15 protein-coding genes are annotated in these 20,045 nt (G+C 48.1%); 2 read left to right on the forward strand and 13 right to left on the reverse strand.

What is annotated here, in order from left to right; translation table 11 throughout:
• Positions 1-65 precede the first annotated feature (65 nt).
• From DWZ61_RS02045 to gpmI, 7 genes are all read right to left on the reverse strand, one after another.
• Positions 66-1,058: an ABC transporter ATP-binding protein gene (locus tag DWZ61_RS02045; protein WP_118537270.1), complete on the reverse strand. Its 993-nt coding sequence runs from the start codon at positions 1,056-1,058 to the stop codon at positions 66-68.
• A complete protein-coding gene (locus tag DWZ61_RS02050) occupies positions 1,051-2,055 on the reverse strand; it encodes an ABC transporter ATP-binding protein (RefSeq protein WP_118505070.1) in 1,005 nt (334 codons plus the stop codon). The genes DWZ61_RS02045 and DWZ61_RS02050 overlap by 8 nt, the downstream gene beginning before the upstream one ends.
• A 17-nt stretch (positions 2,056-2,072) precedes the next feature.
• On the reverse strand, positions 2,073-3,122 hold the full coding sequence (locus DWZ61_RS02055; protein WP_117466945.1) for an ABC transporter permease: 1,050 nt from the start codon (positions 3,120-3,122) through the stop codon (positions 2,073-2,075).
• Between the two features lie 23 nt (positions 3,123-3,145).
• Positions 3,146-4,063 (reverse strand): ABC transporter permease, encoded by a 918-nt coding sequence (locus DWZ61_RS02060; RefSeq protein WP_117466943.1) that lies wholly within the window; start codon positions 4,061-4,063, stop codon positions 3,146-3,148.
• Between the two features lie 474 nt (positions 4,064-4,537).
• Entirely contained in the window at positions 4,538-5,857 is a 1,320-nt protein-coding gene (gene eno, locus DWZ61_RS02065; protein WP_118537271.1) for a phosphopyruvate hydratase, read from the reverse strand.
• 87 nt (positions 5,858-5,944) lie between these two features.
• Positions 5,945-6,979: an aldo/keto reductase gene (locus DWZ61_RS02070; RefSeq protein WP_118537356.1), complete on the reverse strand. Its 1,035-nt coding sequence runs from the start codon at positions 6,977-6,979 to the stop codon at positions 5,945-5,947.
• A 140-nt stretch (positions 6,980-7,119) separates the two neighbouring features.
• Entirely contained in the window at positions 7,120-8,661 is a 1,542-nt protein-coding gene (gene gpmI / locus DWZ61_RS02075; protein WP_118537272.1) for a 2,3-bisphosphoglycerate-independent phosphoglycerate mutase, read from the reverse strand.
• A 267-nt stretch (positions 8,662-8,928) separates the two neighbouring features.
• Here gpmI and DWZ61_RS02080 point away from each other — a divergent pair, with 267 nt between their 5' ends.
• A complete protein-coding gene (locus DWZ61_RS02080; protein WP_022313411.1) occupies positions 8,929-10,098 on the forward strand; it encodes a cation diffusion facilitator family transporter in 1,170 nt (389 codons plus the stop codon).
• Between the two features lie 412 nt (positions 10,099-10,510).
• On the opposite strand, the gene leuD is transcribed toward DWZ61_RS02080, so the two are convergent.
• The 5 genes from leuD to DWZ61_RS02110 form a co-directional block, all read right to left on the reverse strand.
• Positions 10,511-11,002 (reverse strand): 3-isopropylmalate dehydratase small subunit, encoded by a 492-nt coding sequence (gene leuD / locus DWZ61_RS02085; RefSeq protein WP_118537273.1) that lies wholly within the window; start codon positions 11,000-11,002, stop codon positions 10,511-10,513.
• A gap of 134 nt (positions 11,003-11,136) precedes the next feature.
• Entirely contained in the window at positions 11,137-12,408 is a 1,272-nt protein-coding gene (gene leuC, locus DWZ61_RS02090; protein ID WP_117466937.1) for a 3-isopropylmalate dehydratase large subunit, read from the reverse strand.
• A 210-nt stretch (positions 12,409-12,618) separates the two neighbouring features.
• Positions 12,619-15,129, reverse strand: coding sequence for a HAMP domain-containing sensor histidine kinase (locus DWZ61_RS02095; protein WP_117466935.1), 2,511 nt, complete (start codon positions 15,127-15,129; stop codon positions 12,619-12,621).
• A 62-nt stretch (positions 15,130-15,191) separates the two neighbouring features.
• Positions 15,192-15,908: a response regulator transcription factor gene (locus DWZ61_RS02100; RefSeq protein ID WP_117466933.1), complete on the reverse strand. Its 717-nt coding sequence runs from the start codon at positions 15,906-15,908 to the stop codon at positions 15,192-15,194.
• Between the two features lie 199 nt (positions 15,909-16,107).
• Entirely contained in the window at positions 16,108-16,764 is a 657-nt protein-coding gene (locus tag DWZ61_RS02110) for a thiamine diphosphokinase (RefSeq protein WP_117466930.1), read from the reverse strand.
• Between the two features lie 240 nt (positions 16,765-17,004).
• Here DWZ61_RS02110 and DWZ61_RS02115 point away from each other — a divergent pair, with 240 nt between their 5' ends.
• Positions 17,005-17,436: a M48 family metallopeptidase gene (locus DWZ61_RS02115; protein WP_118731340.1), complete on the forward strand. Its 432-nt coding sequence runs from the start codon at positions 17,005-17,007 to the stop codon at positions 17,434-17,436.
• A gap of 82 nt (positions 17,437-17,518) precedes the next feature.
• Here the strand turns inward: DWZ61_RS02115 and DWZ61_RS02120 are convergent, their stop codons facing one another.
• Entirely contained in the window at positions 17,519-20,023 is a 2,505-nt protein-coding gene (locus tag DWZ61_RS02120; protein WP_117466928.1) for an extracellular solute-binding protein, read from the reverse strand.
• Positions 20,024-20,045 lie beyond the last annotated feature (22 nt).

Here is a 20,045-nt window from a genome sequence, read left to right on the forward strand (position 1 = left end):
AAAGCACTATGCTTTGTATAGCTTTATATTAAACAGCTAAATTGCTCAGCTGTCAATACCTAATTTCAGGCATTGATCTTCTCCACATGGTGGCAAGCCACGTAGTGACCCTTTTCCACTTCTCTCCATTCGGGTTCCTTCTGTGCACAGCACTCATCCGCATAAGGACATCTGGTGCGGAAACGACATCCGGTAGGAGGATTTAAGGGGCTGGGTACATCTCCCTGCAGAACAATACGTTTGCTTGCTCTTGCCTTGATGGGATCTGCAATGGGGATCGCAGAGATCAGGCTCTTGGTATAAGGATGCAGGCTTCGTGCTACCAGCTCGTAGCTGTCTGCCAGCTCTACCATTTTGCCCAGGTACATAACGCCGATACGGTCGGAGATATGTTTTACGACAGAGAGGTCATGTGCGATGAACAGATAGGTCAGTCCCATCTGCTCCTGCAGCTCCTCGAACATATTCACCACCTGTGCCTGGATTGATACATCCAGTGCGGAGATCGGCTCATCGCAGACGATGAACTGCGGGTTCACTGCCAGTGCTCTCGCAATGCCGACACGCTGACGCTGTCCGCCGGAGAATTCATGAGGATATCTGTTCGCATGCTCAGAGTTCAGTCCAACCTTCTCCAGCATGGAAATGATCATATCATGACGTTCCTTCTTATTGGCAGCCAGCTTATGAATATCTATGGCTTCCCCTACGATATCTCCTACGGTCATTCTGGGATCCAGACTTGCATAAGGATCCTGGAATACCATCTGCATCTTCTGACGGTAAGGCAGCATATCTACCTTTACTTTATTTTCAACGTCCAGGATCACCTTGCCGTCAAATGTGATCTTGCCGCCGGTGGGCTCATATAATCGTAAGATAGAACGTCCGGTGGTGGTCTTACCACAGCCGCTCTCTCCTACCAGTCCGAGAGTCTCACCTTTATTCACAAAAAAGCTGACATCATCCACGGCCTTCACGAACTTACGGTTTTTACCCATGCCGCCTGCGGGGAAGTATTGCTTCAAATGTTCAACCTGAAGTAACTTATCACTCATTGGTATTTCCTCCCTCCATCTCAGCTTTCTGGTTCATAAAGCAGTGTGCATAATGCGTCTCGCTAAAATCCGTCTTGGGCGGATTCTCTCTCAGGCAGATCTTCATGCAGTTCTTACAGCGGGGTGCGAATGCACATCCCTCGGGAGGATTCAGAAGATCCACCGGGTTACCCTCGATGGGGATCAGCTTCTCATGCTTCGTGCTGTCCAGACGGGGGATACTCTCCAGAAGACCCTTGGTATATTCATGCTTCGGATGGTAGAAGATCTCGTCACAGGTACCAGTCTCCACGATACGACCGGCATACATGACTGCAATACGGTCACACATGCTCGCCACGATACCCAGGTCATGGGTGATCATGATGATCGCCATGCCCAACTTGTCCTTCAGCTCCATCATCAGCTCCAGGATCTGCGCCTGAATGGTAACGTCCAGTGCGGTAGTAGGCTCATCGGCGATCAGAAGCTTCGGTTCACATGCCAGCGCGATCGCGATCATGACACGCTGTCTCATACCACCGGACAGCTCGTGGGGATACTGCTTCATACGCTTCTCCGGTTCATTGATACCTACCAGAGACAAAAGCTCCACTGCTCTTGCATATGCCTTTTTCTTGTCCGCATCGGTATGCAGACGGATCACTTCCATAATCTGATTACCAATGGTATATACGGGATTTAAGCTGGTCAGAGGATCCTGGAAAATAATGGAGACCTCTTTACCACGCATCTTGGAAAAATCTTTTTCGGTCATTTTCTCCACTTCGTGTCCATTGAAGTGAAGTTCTCCGCCGATCAGCTTACCGGGATAAGCGGTCAGTCCCATCAGACTGTATGCGGTTACGGATTTACCGGAACCACTCTCTCCTACGATGCCCAATACTTCCCCTTCCTTCAGGTGAATGGAGACATCGTTCAGTGCCTTTACTTCTCCGGCAGGAGTAAAGAAAGAGAGACGTTCATGCTGTATATCTACCAGATAATTGTTATCCATCTTCACTACTCCTTCCATTAATTCTTAAGCTTCGGGTCAAATGCGTCACGAAGTCCGTCACCAAACAGGTTAAAGCTTAAGATGATCAGACTGATCAGCAGACAGGGTGCAAACAGCAGGTACGGGAATGTGATCATTCCGTTAATGGCATCACTTGCAAGGCTTCCCAGGGAAGGCAGGGGAACTGCCACACCCATACCTAAGAAGCTCAGATAGCTCTCGGTAAAAATAGAGGAAGGGATCTGCAGTGTGGTGGTAACGATCAGCGTACCGATACAGTTGGTCAGCAGATGCTTTTTAATGATACGGCCATCCTTGGCTCCCAGAGCCTTGGCTGCCATGACATAATCATTTTCCTTCAGGGTCAGGATCTGGCTTCGTACCATACGTGCCATTCCTACCCAGTACAGCAATGCGAATACGATGAAGATACTGATCAGGTTAGATCCTACGATCTGCATCCATCCGAATCCGGGAAGCTGTGCCAGATTCGCCAGAGGGTCCTTTAACGCAAAGGACAGCAGCACGATCAGCAGGAAATCCGGTATCGTATAGATAATATCCACAATACGCATAATGATCAGATCCACCCATCCACCGAAGAAGGCAGAGATGGAACCGATCAGGGAACCGATCACGAAAATGATGGCAGTAGCGATCAGACCAACCAACAGGGAGATACGGCTTCCCATCATAACACGGATGGCATAATCACGGCCCATTTTATCTGTACCGAGCACATGGGGGAATACCTTCTCTCCCGCATCCATACGCTCTATCTCTTTCTCGGAATACTGCATGGGGTGCAGATTCTCGCTTCCTTTGATCTGTGTCTTGTAATCATAGGGATAAAATGCAGGCACGATAAAGGAAAAGATCATAACTACAATAATAACGAAGAGGCTGACCATGGCAACCTTATTCTTACGAAGTCTGCGGAAGCCATCCTGCCAGAAGCCCACGCTCTCGCGCATGATGACCTGACTCTGCTTCTCTTCTTCGTTCGCCGGCATAAAATCTTCCGGTTTATATTTTACATGAAAGCTCATAGCATTCGGTTCTTTCATCGGTATCTTCCTTCCTGTTAATCTTACTTCAACTTGATTCTGGGGTCGACGAGCTTATACACGATATCCACCAGCACATTCATGACAACCATCAGTGTTGCGAGGAAAATGGTGGTACCCATGATCATGGTGTAGTCACGGTTAATGATCGAGCTGACAAATTCATTGCCCAGACCGGGGATCGTGAAAATCTTCTCTACTACGAAGCTTCCTGTCATAGTATAAGCCATCATAGGACCTACATAGGTGATAACGGGGAGCAGTGCATTTCTCAGTGCATGCTTGAACAGACGGAAGAAAGGTTTTACTCCCTTCGCCGTAGCGGTTCTCATATAATCCTGCCCCAGAACATCCAGCATGGAAGAACGCATCAGTCTCATAATATAAGCAGTTGGGTACAATGCCAATGCGATCACGGGCATCACATAATGCTTCCAGGTACCGATTCCGTAGGTGGGCAGTATCTTTACCTTACTTCCCAGGAAATACAGAAGCAGAGTACATATAACGAAGCTTGGTACCGCAATACCACAAGTGGAGATCACGGAGATCACGCTGTCCAGCGTCTTGCCACGATGGGTAGCTGCCAGACATCCCAGAGGGATACCTACCAACAGCGCTACGATAACGGAAAGTCCACCTACTCTTGCAGATACAGGGAACTTGGATACTATAATAGAAGTAACGGTTCTTCCTCTCTGCTTCAGACTCTCTCCGAAATCACCGTGCAAAGCATCTTTCATATACGTCAGATACTGCTGGGACAAAGGCTTGTCCAGTCCATATTTTGCCTCCAGGGCTGCCTGTGCAGCAGGGCTTACTGCTTTCTCCGAGAGGAACGGACCACCGGGGACCATGTTCATCAGGAAAAAGGTGAGTGTTGCTACTGTAAAAATCGTGATCAGCGCCAGACCGATACGTTTTGCAATATATTTAAGCATCTCTTCAACTCCTTGCTTTTCTTTTGCCTACGGACATTCATAAAATACACTTTTCGTATTTGTATGCAAGTATACACGTACGTAAAATGTACTTTACTTTTCCGACAACGACTTTTGTTATATTACAACACTTTTTCAAGGCTGTCAACTGAATTACATATGAAGCATCTGCCAGTTTCCGTGACTCTGCCTCTTTTGCTGTCTCCTTCCGCTGTGCGTGTAGCGCGCACATTTGTCTGTATATTTATGAAAAAGTTTTTCAATAAAAATAGTCTCTGTTTTCAATTCCTGTATATAGTGTATATTTTCCAGTATATGATGTATATTTACACATTGTATTTTTGTTCTTTTTTCTTTCTCCCATGTATGTCTCTATAGTTTTCCTCAAAAAAAAAGAAGAATTTTTGGTGCAGAAAATTCTTCTTTTTTATACATTTTTTATTTTTTGTAGTTTACATTTTGTTGCGCAACCACTCAGATCTTGTGGAACGGCTCCATATATGCCGCGGCATCCTTTAACTCCTCTTCAATGGCAAGCAGCCGGTTGTACTTCGCCACACGATCGCTGCGACAGGGCGCTCCGGTCTTGATCTGTCCGGCATTCAGTGCCACCGCTATGTCCGCTATGGTGGTATCCTCCGTCTCGCCGGATCTGTGGGAGATCACTGCCTTGTAACCATTCTTGTGTGCCATCTCCACCGCTTCGAAGGCTTCGGACAGAGTTCCGATCTGATTGACTTTAACCAGAATGGCATTACCACAATGAAGTTTGATCCCGGCATCCAGCCGTTTTGTATTTGTGACAAACAGATCATCTCCCACTAACTGGATCTTCTCTCCCAGCCGTTTCGTCAGCTCCTGCCATCCGTCCCAGTCATTTTCATCCAGTCCGTCCTCAATAGAGATAATGGGATAGTTCTCTACGAGCCGTTCATAATACGAGATCATTTCTCCGGTATCCCGCAGGACTTCCTCTCCCTTCAGCTTACTCTCTCCGGGGAAATGGTACATTCCCGTTTTTTCATTATATAGTTCGCTGCTGGCGGCATCCATGGCGATCCGGATATCCTGCCCCGGCACATATCCGGAAGCTTCGATTGCCTCCACGAGGAGATCCAGCACACTCTCTGCATCCGGCAGATTGGGGGCAAAGCCGCCCTCATCCCCGACTCCGGTGGACAAGCCTTTCTCCTCCAGCAGTTTTTTCAGATTATGATAAATTTCCGCACAGATCCGTAACCCCTCCGCAAAGTTCTCCGCCTGCGCGGGCATGATCATGAACTCCTGGAAATCCACGGTGTTCGCCGCATGCTTTCCGCCGTTTAAGATATTCATCATAGGTACCGGCAGAAGTCTCGGAGAGATTCCTCCGAAGTAACGATACAGGGGAAGACCCAGTGCCTCCGCCGCTGCTCTTGCCACCGCCATGGACACTGCCAGCATGGCATTGGCTCCCAGGTTACTCTTATTGTCCGTGCCGTCCGTCTCCCGCAGGATCCGGTCGATACGGATCTGCTCCAATGCATTCTCTCCCACCAAAACACTTGCAATCTTTTCATCCACGTTTTTGACGGCATGCTGCACACCCAGTCCGAAATATCTGGTTTCTCCATCCCTGAGTTCCACAGCCTCGAACTGTCCGGTACTGGCTCCGGAGGGCACCGCTGCCATCCCCTGAAAACATCTGCCGTTCTCTCTGTCCTTCACCGTGACAGTGGCAGACACCGTGGGATTTCCTCTGGAATCCAGAATCTCCCTTCCATGTACTTCGACGATCTCCAGATATTTTTCCATAAAAAACCTCCTTACAGGCATCCTTAACTTACTTTTTCTTAGGTAAGTATGTCCCATAAGGAGGTTATTATTCAGATCTGCTATGTGTTAATACGCTTTTCCGGCAAGGATCTCACAGTAATCCTTATAATTTTTCTCAAGTAGTGCCGGAGTATCCAGTCCATAGGGACACTTGGATTTACATCTGCCACAATGCAGGCAATCCTCGATCTTACGCATTTTTGCCTGCATCTCGTCTGTCAGCTGTGCTGCTGAAGGTGCTCTGCGGATCATCAGGCTCATGCGGGCACAGTTGTTGATCTCGATCCCTGCCGGACAGGGCATGCAATAGCCGCAGCCTCTGCAGAACTCTCCCTGCAGTTCTTCTCTGTCACGATCGATCACCGCCTGTAATTCCGGTGTCAGTGTGGGAGGATTGTCGATATAGGATAAGAATTCATCCAGCTCATTCTCCCGCTGCACACCCCAGATGGGAAGCACATTGTCGAACTGTGCCAGATACGCATAGGCTGCTGCGGAATTATTGATCAGTCCGCCGGACAGTGCCTTCATGGCAATGAATCCCATGCCTGCCTTTTTGCAATCCTGTACCAGTTCCAGATCCTTGTCGGTAGCCAGATAGCAGAACGGAAACTGCAGTGTCTCATACAGTCCGCTTTCAATGGCTTCATGGGCAACATTCAGGCGGTGATTGGTAATACCAATGTGACGGATCATGCCTTTTTCTTTGGCTTCCAGCATGGCCTCATACAATCCCGTGCCATCTCCCGGCTTCGGGCAGAATGCCGGATTGTGGAACTGGTAGATGTCGATATAATCTGTTTTTAATTTTTCCAGGGAAGTGTGCAGCTCCTTCCAGAAGCCTTCTGCTGTGGTGGCTCCGGTCTTGGTAGCGATATATATTTTGTCACGCATACCCTCAAAGGCAGCGCCCACTTTCTCTTCGCTGTCAGTATAGTATCTGGCAGTGTCATAAAAGGTCACGCCTGCAGCATAGGCTTTGCGAAGCAGTCCAATGGCTGCTTCCTTGGAGATCCGCTGGATGGGCAGCGCTCCGAAGGAGTTTTTCTCTACGGTGATCCCGGTGCTGCCCAGAGTTACCAGATTTTTCTTCTGTTCCATATAATATAATTCTTCCTCCTGCTGATAAGAAGATATCATGTAAAAATCAGTTACAAAATCCTCAGGCACCGTGCAAAGTGCCTGAGGAATCTTCATCTGCTTTTATGGTTTCTGCGATCTTACCGAAAATATTCCGGTGATTACTTTTTAATTAACAGAGACTTTCCTGTCATTTCTGCCGGCTGCTCCATACCCATCACGTTGATCAGGGTAGGTACGATATCTGCCAGGCATCCGCCCTTTTTCAGCGTATAAGCAGGATCGTAGTTTACCAGGATGAACGGAACCGGATTGGTGGTATGTGCGGTATGAGGCTGACCGGTGGTGTAATCGATCATCTGCTCTGCGTTACCGTGGTCTGCACAGATGAACAGAACACCGTCTACATCCTTCACTGCCTGTACTGCCTTGCCTACGCACTCATCTACGGTCTCAATCGCCTTGATGGCTGCAGAGATCACACCGGTATGACCTACCATATCGGGGTTTGCGAAGTTGATCACGATCACATCATATTTTTCAGAGCGGATCGCATCAAGCAGTTTCCCGCAGACCTGAGGAGCACTCATCTCCGGCTTCAGATCATAGGTTGCCACATCCTTGGGAGAATTTACCAGGATACGATCCTCTCCCTCGTTGGGCTGCTCTACGCCGCCGTTGAAGAAGAAGGTTACATGTGCATACTTCTCAGTCTCGGCGATACGTGCCTGCTTCATGTCATGGGCTGCCAGCCACTCACCGAAGGTATTGGTAATGGCGATCTTGTGGAATGCCACTTCTTTATTAGGAATGGTAGGATCGTAATCGGAGAAGCATACAAAAGTAATATCCTTTCTCACACGGTCAAATCCCTTGAAGTCATCATCACAGAAGGCTCTGGTGATCTCTCTTGCACGGTCGGGACGGAAGTTGAAGAAGATCACGGAATCCTTGTCCTGCACCAGTCCGACTGCCTTGCCATCTTCTACAACAACAGTAGGTTTTACAAACTCATCGGTCTCTTCTCTGTCGTAAGACTCCTGGATACCACAGATACCGCAGGCAGCGGTCAGACCTTTGCCCTCGGTCATGGCGTCGTAAGCCAGCTGTACACGGTCATAATTGTTATCACGATCCATAGCATAATAACGGCCCATTACAGAAGCGATCTTACCTACACCGATTTTCTTCATTTCTTCATTTAACTGCTCTGCATAGCTCTTACCGCTGGCGGGAGGGGTATCACGTCCATCTAAGAAGCAGTGGACATATACCTTTTCCAGTCCCTGCTGCTTCGCCAACTCCAGCAGGCCGTACAGATGGGTGATGTGGCTGTGTACACCACCGTCAGATAACAGTCCCATCAGATGCAGGGCACTGTTGTTCTTCTTACAGTTATCAATAGCCTTCAACAGGGCTTCATTTTTAAAGAAGTCACCATCCTGGATTTCCTTGGTGATACGGGTCAGCTCCTGATATACGATACGGCCGGCACCCATATTCATATGACCTACCTCGGAGTTACCCATCTGGCCCTCGGGAAGTCCTACTGCCATACCGCTGGCATTGCCGTGTACAAAAGGATACTCCTTCATCAGGGAATCCATTACAGGGGTATTGGCCTGTGCTACGGCATTGCCCTCTACCTTATCATTCAATCCATAACCATCCAGGATCATTAATACAACCGGTTTCTTTCTCATCGATCGTTCCTCCATTTTTACTTTTGATTATTATAAATTACCAGTACGGCTCCGGAAAATGGTCTGCGTCCCGGATCCGTTCTGAAAGCTTACATTACGTCCACCGAGATTATACACTGAAAACGACGGATGCGCAATAGCAACCGCAGATTTCTTGATCTGCATCTTTGGGCGTTTTTTCTGCAAATCATCCGGATTTACTTGTATTTTTCCTGCATATGCGCTACAATATCCTTTAAAATCTCATTTGGGAAAAGGGGATATCTTATGGTTACATTATTGGCAAAATTATTTATCAGGGATCATGAAAACGTCACGGATTCCGGCGTTCGCCAGGCATATGGAATGCTCTGCGGTATCGTCGGGATTTTTTTCAACCTGATCCTGTTCACTGCCAAGGCTCTGGCAGGCTTTTTCAGTCATTCCATCGCCATCACGGCGGATGCATTCAACAACCTGTCGGATGCAGCATCCTCCATCATTACGCTGGCAGGCTTCAAAATGGCGGGACAGAAGCCGGACTCTGACCATCCCTTCGGACACGGACGGATCGAATATATCTCCGGGCTGTTAGTCTCTATTTTAATCGTGCTCATGGGCTTCGAACTGGTAAAAAGCTCTGTAAGTAAGATTTTCCATCCGGAAGTTCCTGACTACTCCCCTGTCATTATCGGCATCCTGGTATTTTCGATCCTGGTAAAGTGCTATATGGCTCTATATAACCGCAGCATCGGTTCCCGGATCGGTTCTGTGGCAATGAAGGCTACCGCCATTGACAGTTTGAGCGATATGATAGCAACCACCGTGGTTCTCATCGGCACTATCGTCTCCGCCGCCTCGGGCATCATTATCGACGGTTACTGTGGTGTGCTGGTGGGTATGTTCATCCTGTACTCCGGATTTGTCGCAGCCAAAGACACGATCAGTCCCCTGCTTGGGCAGCCCCCCGAGCCTGAACTGGTACAGCAGATTAACGACATCGTTCTCTCTTATGATGATGTCACCGGGATTCACGATCTGATCGTGCATAATTACGGCCCCGGAAGGACTCTGATCTCTCTGCATGCGGAGGTTCCTGCCGACGGTAATATTCTGACCCTGCACGATACGATCGATACCATAGAGCATGAACTGCGCAGCAAATTAAACTGTAACGCTGTGATCCACATGGATCCCGTCAGCACCAATGACCCCGAGACACTGTCCCTGAAAGCAGAGGTAAAAGCTTATCTGGATCAGATCGATCCAAAACTCAGCATGCATGATTTCCGCATCGTCAAGGGACTGACCCACACGAACCTCATTTTTGACATCGTAGTCCCCTATGATTATCCCGTTTCCGATCAGGATGTTGTTGACTCCGTCACGAAACGGATCCAGATGAACCACCCGGATTTCTACGCAGTGATTGATGTGGATAAGGCAGTGGTACAATAAAGTTTGTATTAAAAACGCCTTTTTTTGCATAAAAAATACAAAAACAGGAGATTTTGGCCTTTTATAAGAGCTTATTTTCGCTAAAATGGGAAAAATAATAAAATCAGTACAAAAAATGTTTGATTTAGAAGATTTTTTGTACTGATTTTGCTATTTTGATGCGATTTTCACCAAAACAATAGAAATGGCTGTAGGCAGAAATGCCTATGACGTACAGATATTATGAGAAAATGTAGAACCCCTGCAGCGGATGGAATGTCCTTCCGGGAATGTTTGTCGGACGATGGTGATATTTTGTCACTTTTCGTCAGGAAACTCCCTCCGGGAGACCTGACACCCGGAAGGATGTTCCATCCGATGCGGGCGTTCGTGGGGGTTATGGCAACCCTACGTTACGAGCCATGCACTCAATTTATTCCTGACTGTTGATGTAGTTGATCAGTCCCTCTGCGGCGATAATCTTCTGCATGAACTCGGGGAACGCCTGTCCCTGGAAGCTCTCGCCGGTGGTGAGGTCTTTGATCACTCCGGTATTAAAGTCGATCTCGACTTCATCGCCGTTTTGAATCTTCCGGGATGCCTCGGGACACTCAATGATGGGCAGTCCGATGTTAATGGCATTGCGGTAGAAGATTCTGGCGAAGGTCTCTGCGATGACACAGCTGACACCTGCAGCCTTGATGGCGATGGGGGCATGCTCTCTGGAGGAGCCGCAGCCGAAGTTCTTCTCCGCTACGATAATGTCACCTTTTTTCACATTTTTTATAAAATCCTTATCAATGTCCTCCATGCAGTGGGTAGCCAGTTCTGCGGGATCGGAGGAATTCAGATATCTTGCGGGAATGATAACGTCAGTATCCACGTTATCTCCGAATTTGAAAACTATTCCTTTTGCGTTGTTCATTTTCCGTTACCTTTCTATTACAAATGTTTCAAATATTTTTCCTGTTCCAATATATCTCTTACTTTTCCATGCAGGCAGCCACAGGATTCCACAATCCCTTACTTGCCTGCCCGCATCTTGCTTTTTCCTGCAGCTTACTCCAGTTCGCAGGGACAGGAAATCTTGCCGGTGATGGCGCTGGCTGCCGCTACTGCAGGACTTGCCAGATAGATCTCGGATTTTACATGTCCCATACGTCCCACGAAATTACGATTGGTCGTGGAGACACATCTCTCGCCTTCTGCCAGGATACCCATGTATCCACCAAGGCAGGGTCCACAGGTAGGAGTGCTTACGACTGCTCCCGCTTCAATAAAGGTCTTCAGAAGTCCCTCTTCCATGGCCTGCATATAGATGGACTGGGTGGCAGGAATTACGATGCAGCGCATGCCTTTCGCCACATGTCTGCCCTTGAGTACCTTTGCTGCGGTGCGCAGATCGTCAATACGTCCGTTGGTGCAGGAACCGATGACTACCTGGTCGATGGCAATGGCGTCCATCTCGTGGATCTCATCGATGGTATGTGTATTCTCCGGCAGATGAGGGAAGGCCACGGTAGGCCGTAAAGTGCTTAAGTCAATGGTATACTCCGCATCATACTGTGCATCCGGGTCTGCTTCGAATACTTTATAGGGACGCTTGGAGTGTTCTTCCATATAAGCAATAGCTTTCTCATCCACAGGGAAAATGCCATTCTTGCCACCGGCCTCAATGGCCATATTGGCAATGGTGAAACGGTCATCCATGGACAGATTGGCGATACCATCCCCTACAAATTCCATAGACTTGTACAGTGCACCGTCCACACCGATCATGCCGATGATATGTAAGATCACATCCTTACCACTGACCCATTCTGCGGGTTTGCCGGTCAGATTGAATTTGATTGCCGCAGGTACTTTGAACCATGCCTTACCGGTAGCCATACCGGCTGCCATATCCGTGCTTCCCACACCGGTGGAAAATGCTCCCAAAGCACCGTAAGTACAGGTATGGGAATCTGCACCGATGATCACATCTCCAGCTACAGTAAGTCCTTTCTCCGGAAGCAGGGCATGCTCGATCCCCATCTCTCCCACTTCGAAATAATTGGTGATCTCATTGCGTCTTGCGAACTCGCGGACACATTTGCAGTGCTCCGCGGATTTAATATCCTTATTGGGAACAAAATGATCCGGTACCAGTGCGATCTTATCCTTATCAAACACTCCCTGCACCTTCATTTTATCCATTTCCTTGATTGCCACCGGACTGGTAATATCGTTGCCCAGCACCAGATCCAGCTGTGCCTCGATCAGCTGGCCTGCCTGTACCTGCGCAAGGCCCGCTGCCTGTGCAAGTATCTTCTGTGTCATTGTCATTCCCATTGTCTACTGCTCCTTTTTCTCTTCATACAGCTTGTGCGTTCTGCACAGCTGTTCCACACTTCAGATCCGTAATACTTCTCTTTGAAGTTTTCATTATTGTAGCACACTCATTTGCAATTGAAAACATCCACATTTAACATATTTCTACGTAAATGTGGATGTTTTAGTATTAAAACATTGATTTATTTTATTATTATCATGCAACAGATTTTATGATAAGCAGTCACTGTTTTCGTTCTTTTCTGCCGTCTCAGACTCTCTGGGAACCATATTTTGACCATTCTGTGACTTTACTTTCCAGATCAGCACCACCTTAAACAGATCTCCGTCCAACTCGATCCGGAACTTTCCACCCTGTAATTCTGTGAAGCTTTTGGCGATGGCCAGCCCCAGTCCGCTGCCCTCGGTATTACGGGAGGTGTCTCCTCTGACGAACCGTTCCGTCAGTTCCTCTCCGGATACGGACAGCTCCTGTGCCGTGATATTTTTTAAGATGATCGTCACATCCTCTTTTGCCGTGAAACCGTTGACATAGACTCTGGTGCCGGGTAACGCGTACTTGGCAATATTGCCAAACAGATTTTCAAAAATACGGAAGGTCTTCTGACTGTCCAACGGCACGATGACCTTCTCTTCGGGCAGGTTCATCCGCACATCCAGTCCGGCATCCGCGAGCTTATCTTCCATCTCGAATTCGACCTGTTTTACCATGCTTACGATATCCACATCGCGGATATCGAGCGTGATATTCTGGGAATTTGCCTTGCTGACTTCGAACAGATCCTCGATCAGTGCCTTCAGGCGCAGCGATTTACGATCCAGCGTCTCTAAGTACTCCTTCCTCTGTTCTTCTGTCACTCCCGGCTCCTGCAGCAGCTTTACATAAGTAATGATAGCTGTCAGTGGCGTCTTCAGATCGTGGGATACATTCGTGATCAGTTCCGACTTCATCCGCTGACTCTTCACTTCCTCCGCCACCGCATTACGGAAGCCTTCCTCGATCCGGTAGATCTGCGGTTTAAAGGGTTCAAACACGCCCAGATCTTCCTCTATGGTCACGTTCAGATTACCCTGAGCGATCTCATTGGTGGCCTTTAACAGCAATCCGTACTTTTTCTGCAATTTGCTGACATAACGCCGCAGTACAAAATACAGTACCACAGAGTAAATGACTGCGATCGTCACTCCTCCCAGAGGAAGGCTGCATACGATCACCAGAATCAGGGCATTCCACAGCACAATCCGCAGGATCAGCTTTTTGGCATCCTTCGTCACATCAAAATGCTCTGCATCATGATAGACATCCACCACCTTATCCCTGCCAATGGAGAATCCCTTCTTCATTCCTCTCCACAGTTTTTTCCAGAAAGGCACTAACAGATAGCACAAGCTGTGCTGTCTCAAATACGCTCTGGCTCCCTGAACCCGCATTGCCCGCAGGGATACACCGCTGCACCAGGCAATGAAAAACAAGGCTGCCACTTCCAGAACATTTAATGCATAGGTCAGTATTGTGGTCGACATCTGTATCTGCGCACTGTTTCCCTGTAAAACCGTGTTCAGCGCATGACCGCTCCTTACCCAGGATACCAGTCCTACCACCTGTTCACTTCCAATGCCGGCGATCACCACAAGGATCACAATAACCGCCTCTACAGGCAGCTTTAACAGCGCCACCTTCTCCCAGGCTCTCTCTTCCTCAAGTCCCGGTAATACAAGCGCCAGCAGGAAGATCAACAGACACAGGATCAGAAACATCTGCTGGCATCCGGACAGATAGTAGGATGTATACTGGTCTCCCATGGAAAAGTAAACACTGACATTGTTCATGTCCTGATCATAATAAATATACTGACCGTTCTGTCCCAGACTCTGTGCCGCCTGTCTGGAGATGCAGTAGGTGATCTCACAATTTTTCGGCATTTCCAGCCGGAACATGGTATTATGACCGGCAGAGATTTCGCTGCCCATATTGGCATCCACCATTCGCGTAAGACCACAATTACGGATCACTTCCGCCGCCGTCTTGCGAAGGGTTGTCGTATCCGATCCGATCACCGTATTCCCTAAGGTGGCATCATTTCCATAGTCGTCAAATACAAAAGTCAGATAAAAGCTCTGGTCCTCCGCCACAATATCCGTATCCGCCAGATTACTTAGGATCTCTCCGGTCTTAGTATCCCGGATCCTATAATCATACAAATTATTCAGCTGACCAAAGGAGCTTTCCAGGGTATTGAAGTGCTCTTCCAGGTATTCCCTGGTCTGTACTGCAAAGCTTCCCTGGGCTACATAGTCTTCGGGATCTTCTCCTTCCGGTATGGTGAGGTCCTCCGTATCTCCGTCCGCCATTTCTGCCCGCTTCTGGTCATCATTGAGCCATTCATTCCCCTCCGTGGACTGCATATATAATTCTCCATAGCTTAAGGAAGTCTGATGCTCTTTGTTGTACAGATCGCGGTAGAGCAGATAGCAGTTCTGATACAGATAAGTAATCGTATTCGACGTCTCCAGCGGATCCGCAATGTATTGTTCATTTCTCCAGCTCTCCGCCCTGCGCTCGAAGATTCCGTAGCAGGCGGTAAAAATGCCGGAAGCTGCCAGACTGACAATCATTCCGATGATCAGCCATTTGACTGCAGGCTTTCTGTGTTCTCTGTTTTCTCTGTTTTCCCGTTTTCCTGTTGTCTCTGCTTTCACAACCTCTGTTACCTGTTCCATTCTTACACCTCTCCGGTCATTTCCCTCTGCCTGCCGAAACGATTTGTTTCCCACATCCGCATTTATTGTTTGTCGATCTTATATCCTACACCCCATACCACTTTCAGATACTTGGGATTTCGCGGATCTATCTCGATTTTTTCGCGGATATTCCTCACATGTACCATAATGGTATCGGTGTTGACCGCTTTCTCGTTCCAGATACGCTCGTAGATCTCATCCGCGGAAAATACTCTGCCCGGATTCTTGATCAAAAGCTGTACGATCTTGAATTCCATAGGAGTCAGCTTCACTGCTTCTCCGTCCACCGTCACTTCCACGGTTTCTTCGTTAAGTTCCAGTCCACCGATGGTATACACATGGGATTTTTCCTGTTCTTCCCCACTGACCGCCGTCAGATATTTGGAATATCTGCGCAGATGGGAATTCACCCTCGCCAACAGTTCCAACGGCGTAAAGGGTTTGGTCACATAATCATCCGCTCCCATATTTAATCCCATGATCTTGTCCACTTCCTCGGACTTGGCGGACAGCATGATTACCGGGAACTCGTGATTCTGCTCCCGCAGCTTCATTAACATTGTCACACCGTCCATCACCGGCATCATAATATCCAGGATAGCCAGATGAATCTCTTCCCGTGTTACGATCTCCAGTCCTTCCTTACCGTTGGCAGCTTTCCATACCTGATACCCCTGATTTTTCAGATAGATTTCCACACCATCCCGGATTTCCTTATCATCCTCCACGATGAGAATATGATATTTATTGTTCTCCATGACTCCCTCTCATTCTGCCACATGCGGCAAGGGGATCCTCTCCCCTGTCTGTTTCTGATTCTAATTTATAATTTCTAATTTCACCTACTGAAAAAACGAAAGATTTTCTAAAGATTTTTTTCGCAAAAACACCAAGGAGGTGGACATTCGGTGCCACCTCCTTGATCATCTTCGAAGCGTACATTTCCGGCTGCCATGGTTATACTTCATCCTCATAATACCGGATCATGCATACCAGTTCACCGTCCTCTACGGACACCTCCGCTTCCTCTCCCAGGAATTCATTGCTGATCCCGATGGGGAAATCGTTGGTGATCACGGCATTTTCCAAAGGATATTTCATGCCGCGGATATTCACGCCTTTTACCTCCTTCGTCAGGGCAAACAGTGACATGGTGCCCTCCAGCTCCTTCCGGAAATGCACGGCTTCGTTCTGCAGTACCAGCACCATTCCCGTACCGTCTACCAGGTACCCCACCGCGCCGTGATTTTTGAGATACAGCAGACACTGGATATTCGCCAGAGTATGATCAAATCTCCCGCCGGTGGCCGCATAAATACGGAAATCGGTATAGCCCAGCTCCAGCCCCCGCTTGATAGCTGCCAGCATGTCTGTGTCATCCTTGCACTCCGGCAGGCGGCAGATCTTCTCCGGAACGGTCTGTTGTAGCTGTTCCACAGCAAGCTTCTCCTGTTCGCTCATCGAGTCAAAATCTCCGATGATCAGATCCGGCTCCACATTCAGGAGCCCACAGTAGCTTAAGCCGCCGTCCACTGCGATCACATAATCTTCCTCCGTCACAGACAGCTCTCCCATCGTGAGATCTCCTGCGCCGATCAAAATACATTTACCCATAGAATTTACTGTTTTCCTTTCCTGTAACGGTTCCACCTTGTCATTCCCAAAGTCACATGTATGCGCCTGCACCGCTTTGTGACCGTCCTGTTTCCGAAACAGACGTTTCGTCTGCGAGCCGTTACGCAATATTCTACAATTTCTGCGTTTACTTTTCAAGCCATACGCAGTATATTTAATCTGTTCAAACTTACAACGATACTCAGAGGATCAACATCCCTGTATGTGAAAGGCACTCTCATGAATCTATATGACAATCAGCCGCTGACCGTTGCGGAGCTCCGCAGGCTGCAGGCTTTGGAAAACCGATATCGGAATGCTGCCAGAGAAGTGTTCACGAACCGTGTGGAATACTACCACAGGTTCACCGGTGGGCACTACACTTCTATCACCATCCGTGACCAGAAGACCCGCTGGGGAAGCTGTTCCTCGAGAGGAACTTTATCCTTCAATTACCGCCTGATCTACGGTCCCGCCGGTCCTCTGGATTATGTGGTAGTCCACGAGCTCTGCCACCTGACTCATATGAACCATTCGAAGGACTTCTGGAACATGGTCGAGCGCATCATGCCGGATTACCGGATCTATAAGCAGTGGTTAAGGGAGCACGGACAGGAGCTTACCCTGACGACACATCTGAAAAAGCAGGGCATTCCCATCCGCCTTGGCTAAGGCGCCATGCTATAAATGGCGGCCTGTTTTTCAACAGACCGCCATCTTTTACTATTCTGCTCTACGCAGTGCTATCTTCCGTTTATCTGTTCTCGTTTACATAGACCTGTACACGGCTCTGAATGACACCTGCCACATCTCTCGCACTCTTCTGTCCTGAGAAGTATGCTCCGGCTTCTTCCGAAATGATATTGGAGATTGCCTCATTATAGTATCCTCTCTTGTTCACGCTTTCCACAAAGCTTACGATCCTGTCCACCTGCTCCTGTGTCAGCTGCGGCAGCAGTATTTCCTCCCCATTGATGTAATAGGTCTCATCGTATTCCACTTTGTTGCCGTTCTCATCCATATAGTACGGCTTCTTCGTAGCATCCTGCACATTCTTCTCAAAGGTGCTGCGAAGTACCGGAAGATTGTATTCCTGTTCCTGTATCTTATCCTGATATTCCTGTGTCAGATAGTAGCGCAGGAATTCCCATGCACCATCCAGATTCTTGGATTTTGCAGACAGGGCATACATCCAGTTACCTGCCCATAATACAGATCCCATATCTCCATCGGTCGGGAAGCCTACAAAGGAGATATCCTCACCGAAGACACCGTTGATCGTACCGTTCAGGTCACGGATGTTGCTGATGGAAATGGTATCCAGCAGGGTTCTGTCCTCGCGGTACTGGGATTCATAATTATTCCAGTAATCCTCTCCCCAGTAATCCTCTCCATATTCTACCGGCAGCTCGCCTGCATAGGCCAGCATTGCCACGAAATTATCCGTATCAAATGCACATTTTCCTGTGGATACATCCACGAAATCACTGCCGCAATAGTTCATCATGGTATACAGGAAGCTGTCTCTGGTAATATCACTGAAGAGTGCGGTTCCTTCCGGCATGGAATCCCGGATCGTCTGCAGCTCTTCCATAGTAATGGAGGTGCGGTCACCGAAAATAGATTCTTTTCCTACCATAGTAGAGATATAGAAGGAAGGAATCACATAGTACAGTTTACCGTCCACACGGTACGCATCCCAGACATTCTGCAGATAGTCGTTTTTCGATAATTCCTCATCCCCCGCAATGAGATCATCCACATTTGCCACCAGTCCCTTGGCAATATAGCTGTCCATTGACATATTGCTGTCCACGACCAGAATATCCGGCATTCCTCCGGAGATGATATCATTATTTAACTGCTTCACACCGAGAGTATAATCCTCTGAAGTATTGTAGGTATTGTATTCCTTGACTACAATACGGTAAGTGTCACCGGACTTATTATACTCTACTACTTTTCTCTTCAGATCATAGTCGATATAGTTACCGGCCAGTGTAAGGACGATCCGGTCCTTGATATCCTCCGGCTTCACGTGGGTGAACAGACCTCCGCACATTTTACCTTCGGTGTTATCATAGTAAAAGCCCAGGAACTGTTCCTCGTCCAGTACCAGGAAATTGTTCAGGCTGCCGGCAGCCAGATCCGAATTGATATAACTCATGATCTGCTTCGATTCCTGTGTCTGCACATTATAACTGAACAGGCCGTTACTATCGGCATAGTACAGGATGTCACCGTCTCCGGGCACCATATTATAATAACCGCCGTTGGTCAGTGTCGAGGAAAACTTTATTCCTTCTGATACCGCATCTGTTGCAGGATCATAGGTTGCGATATACATATCCGTGTAATTGCTCTCATCATAATAGATGATCTGCACCTTGCCATCCGGCGTAATGATATTCGAGCTTGCATTGTTGAAAAGTGTTGCGACTGCCTCCGGCAGATCCTTCCGGTCTGTGATACCCTCTTGCGTCACAGTGCATTTCTCTATTTTATCACCGCTTAACAGCAGTGTCAGGGTTCCATCCTCATTGGGGATGATACTATATACCCAGGAATAGCTTTCTTCTGTATTCATATCATTCAGATCAGCTTCCCATACGATGGTCCCATCTGCGCTCCAGCAGATCAAGGCATAATCATTCGTACTGCTGTAATCGTCTTCGGAATATGTCTCACTATAGTAATTGCGTATTCCGTAAACATTCCCATCCGAACCGACCGTACAATTGTTAAGCGATGTGTATGTATAACTGCTGTTCCCTGCCGGTGCATCTACCACATCCATATCCGCTGCCGCAATATCCTGTGTGCTGACCTCCTGCTCCGTAAGAGGCACTGCTTCATTTCCGTCCCCGGAAGTCTCACCGCCCTGTGCAGGTGCCGGAGTCGCCGGAGCCTCTCCTTCCTTCCACATAGGCAGTTCTACGGTGTCGATGACGGTACCGTCCGGTTTCATTGTAGTAAGATGCAGCAGACTCTGATTACCATTCTCGAAATATTCATAGGTCTCAAACAGAAGGTAAACCGTATCTCCTTTTCTGGTCAACAGATCAATATTCATATTGTCTGAATCCATATTAAGATCCAGCGCCTGTTCCTTAAATACATACTGTTTTGCAAGGCTGGAATCGGCCGCACTGCTGCCACTGTTTCCGTTCCCGCCGTTACCCTTTCCACAGGCAGTCAGACCTGCGATCATTGCCACGGTCAACGCGATACTGATCCGTTTTTTCCCTTTCTTTTTCATTCTCCCTCTCCTTTTCTTGTCT

Source organism: Clostridium sp. AF34-10BH, from assembly GCF_003478095.1.
Classification (GTDB): domain Bacteria; phylum Bacillota; class Clostridia; order Lachnospirales; family Lachnospiraceae; genus Acetatifactor; species Acetatifactor acetigignens.

Bases quoted from the DNA above. Each gene is read 5' to 3' on its own strand.
- DWZ61_RS02045 (WP_118537270.1), bottom strand. From the start codon at position 1,058: ATGAGTGATAAGTTACTTCAGGTTGAACATTTGAAGCAATACTTCCCC.
- DWZ61_RS02095 (WP_117466935.1), bottom strand. From the start codon at position 15,129: ATGGAACAGGTAACAGAGGTTGTGAAAGCAGAGACAACAGGAAAACGG.
- DWZ61_RS02050 (WP_118505070.1), bottom strand. From the start codon at position 2,055: ATGGATAACAATTATCTGGTAGATATACAGCATGAACGTCTCTCTTTC.
- DWZ61_RS02080 (WP_022313411.1), top strand. From the start codon at position 8,929: ATGGTTACATTATTGGCAAAATTATTTATCAGGGATCATGAAAACGTC.
- leuC (WP_117466937.1), bottom strand. From the start codon at position 12,408: ATGGGAATGACAATGACACAGAAGATACTTGCACAGGCAGCGGGCCTT.
- DWZ61_RS02055 (WP_117466945.1), bottom strand. From the start codon at position 3,122: ATGAAAGAACCGAATGCTATGAGCTTTCATGTAAAATATAAACCGGAA.
- DWZ61_RS02100 (WP_117466933.1), bottom strand. From the start codon at position 15,908: ATGGAGAACAATAAATATCATATTCTCATCGTGGAGGATGATAAGGAA.
- DWZ61_RS02120 (WP_117466928.1), bottom strand. From the start codon at position 20,023: ATGAAAAAGAAAGGGAAAAAACGGATCAGTATCGCGTTGACCGTGGCA.
- DWZ61_RS02070 (WP_118537356.1), bottom strand. From the start codon at position 6,979: ATGGAACAGAAGAAAAATCTGGTAACTCTGGGCAGCACCGGGATCACC.
- DWZ61_RS02060 (WP_117466943.1), bottom strand. From the start codon at position 4,063: ATGCTTAAATATATTGCAAAACGTATCGGTCTGGCGCTGATCACGATT.
- DWZ61_RS02110 (WP_117466930.1), bottom strand. From the start codon at position 16,764: ATGGGTAAATGTATTTTGATCGGCGCAGGAGATCTCACGATGGGAGAG.
- leuD (WP_118537273.1), bottom strand. From the start codon at position 11,002: ATGAACAACGCAAAAGGAATAGTTTTCAAATTCGGAGATAACGTGGAT.
- eno (WP_118537271.1), bottom strand. From the start codon at position 5,857: ATGGAAAAATATCTGGAGATCGTCGAAGTACATGGAAGGGAGATTCTG.
- gpmI (WP_118537272.1), bottom strand. From the start codon at position 8,661: ATGAGAAAGAAACCGGTTGTATTAATGATCCTGGATGGTTATGGATTG.
- DWZ61_RS02115 (WP_118731340.1), top strand. From the start codon at position 17,005: ATGAATCTATATGACAATCAGCCGCTGACCGTTGCGGAGCTCCGCAGG.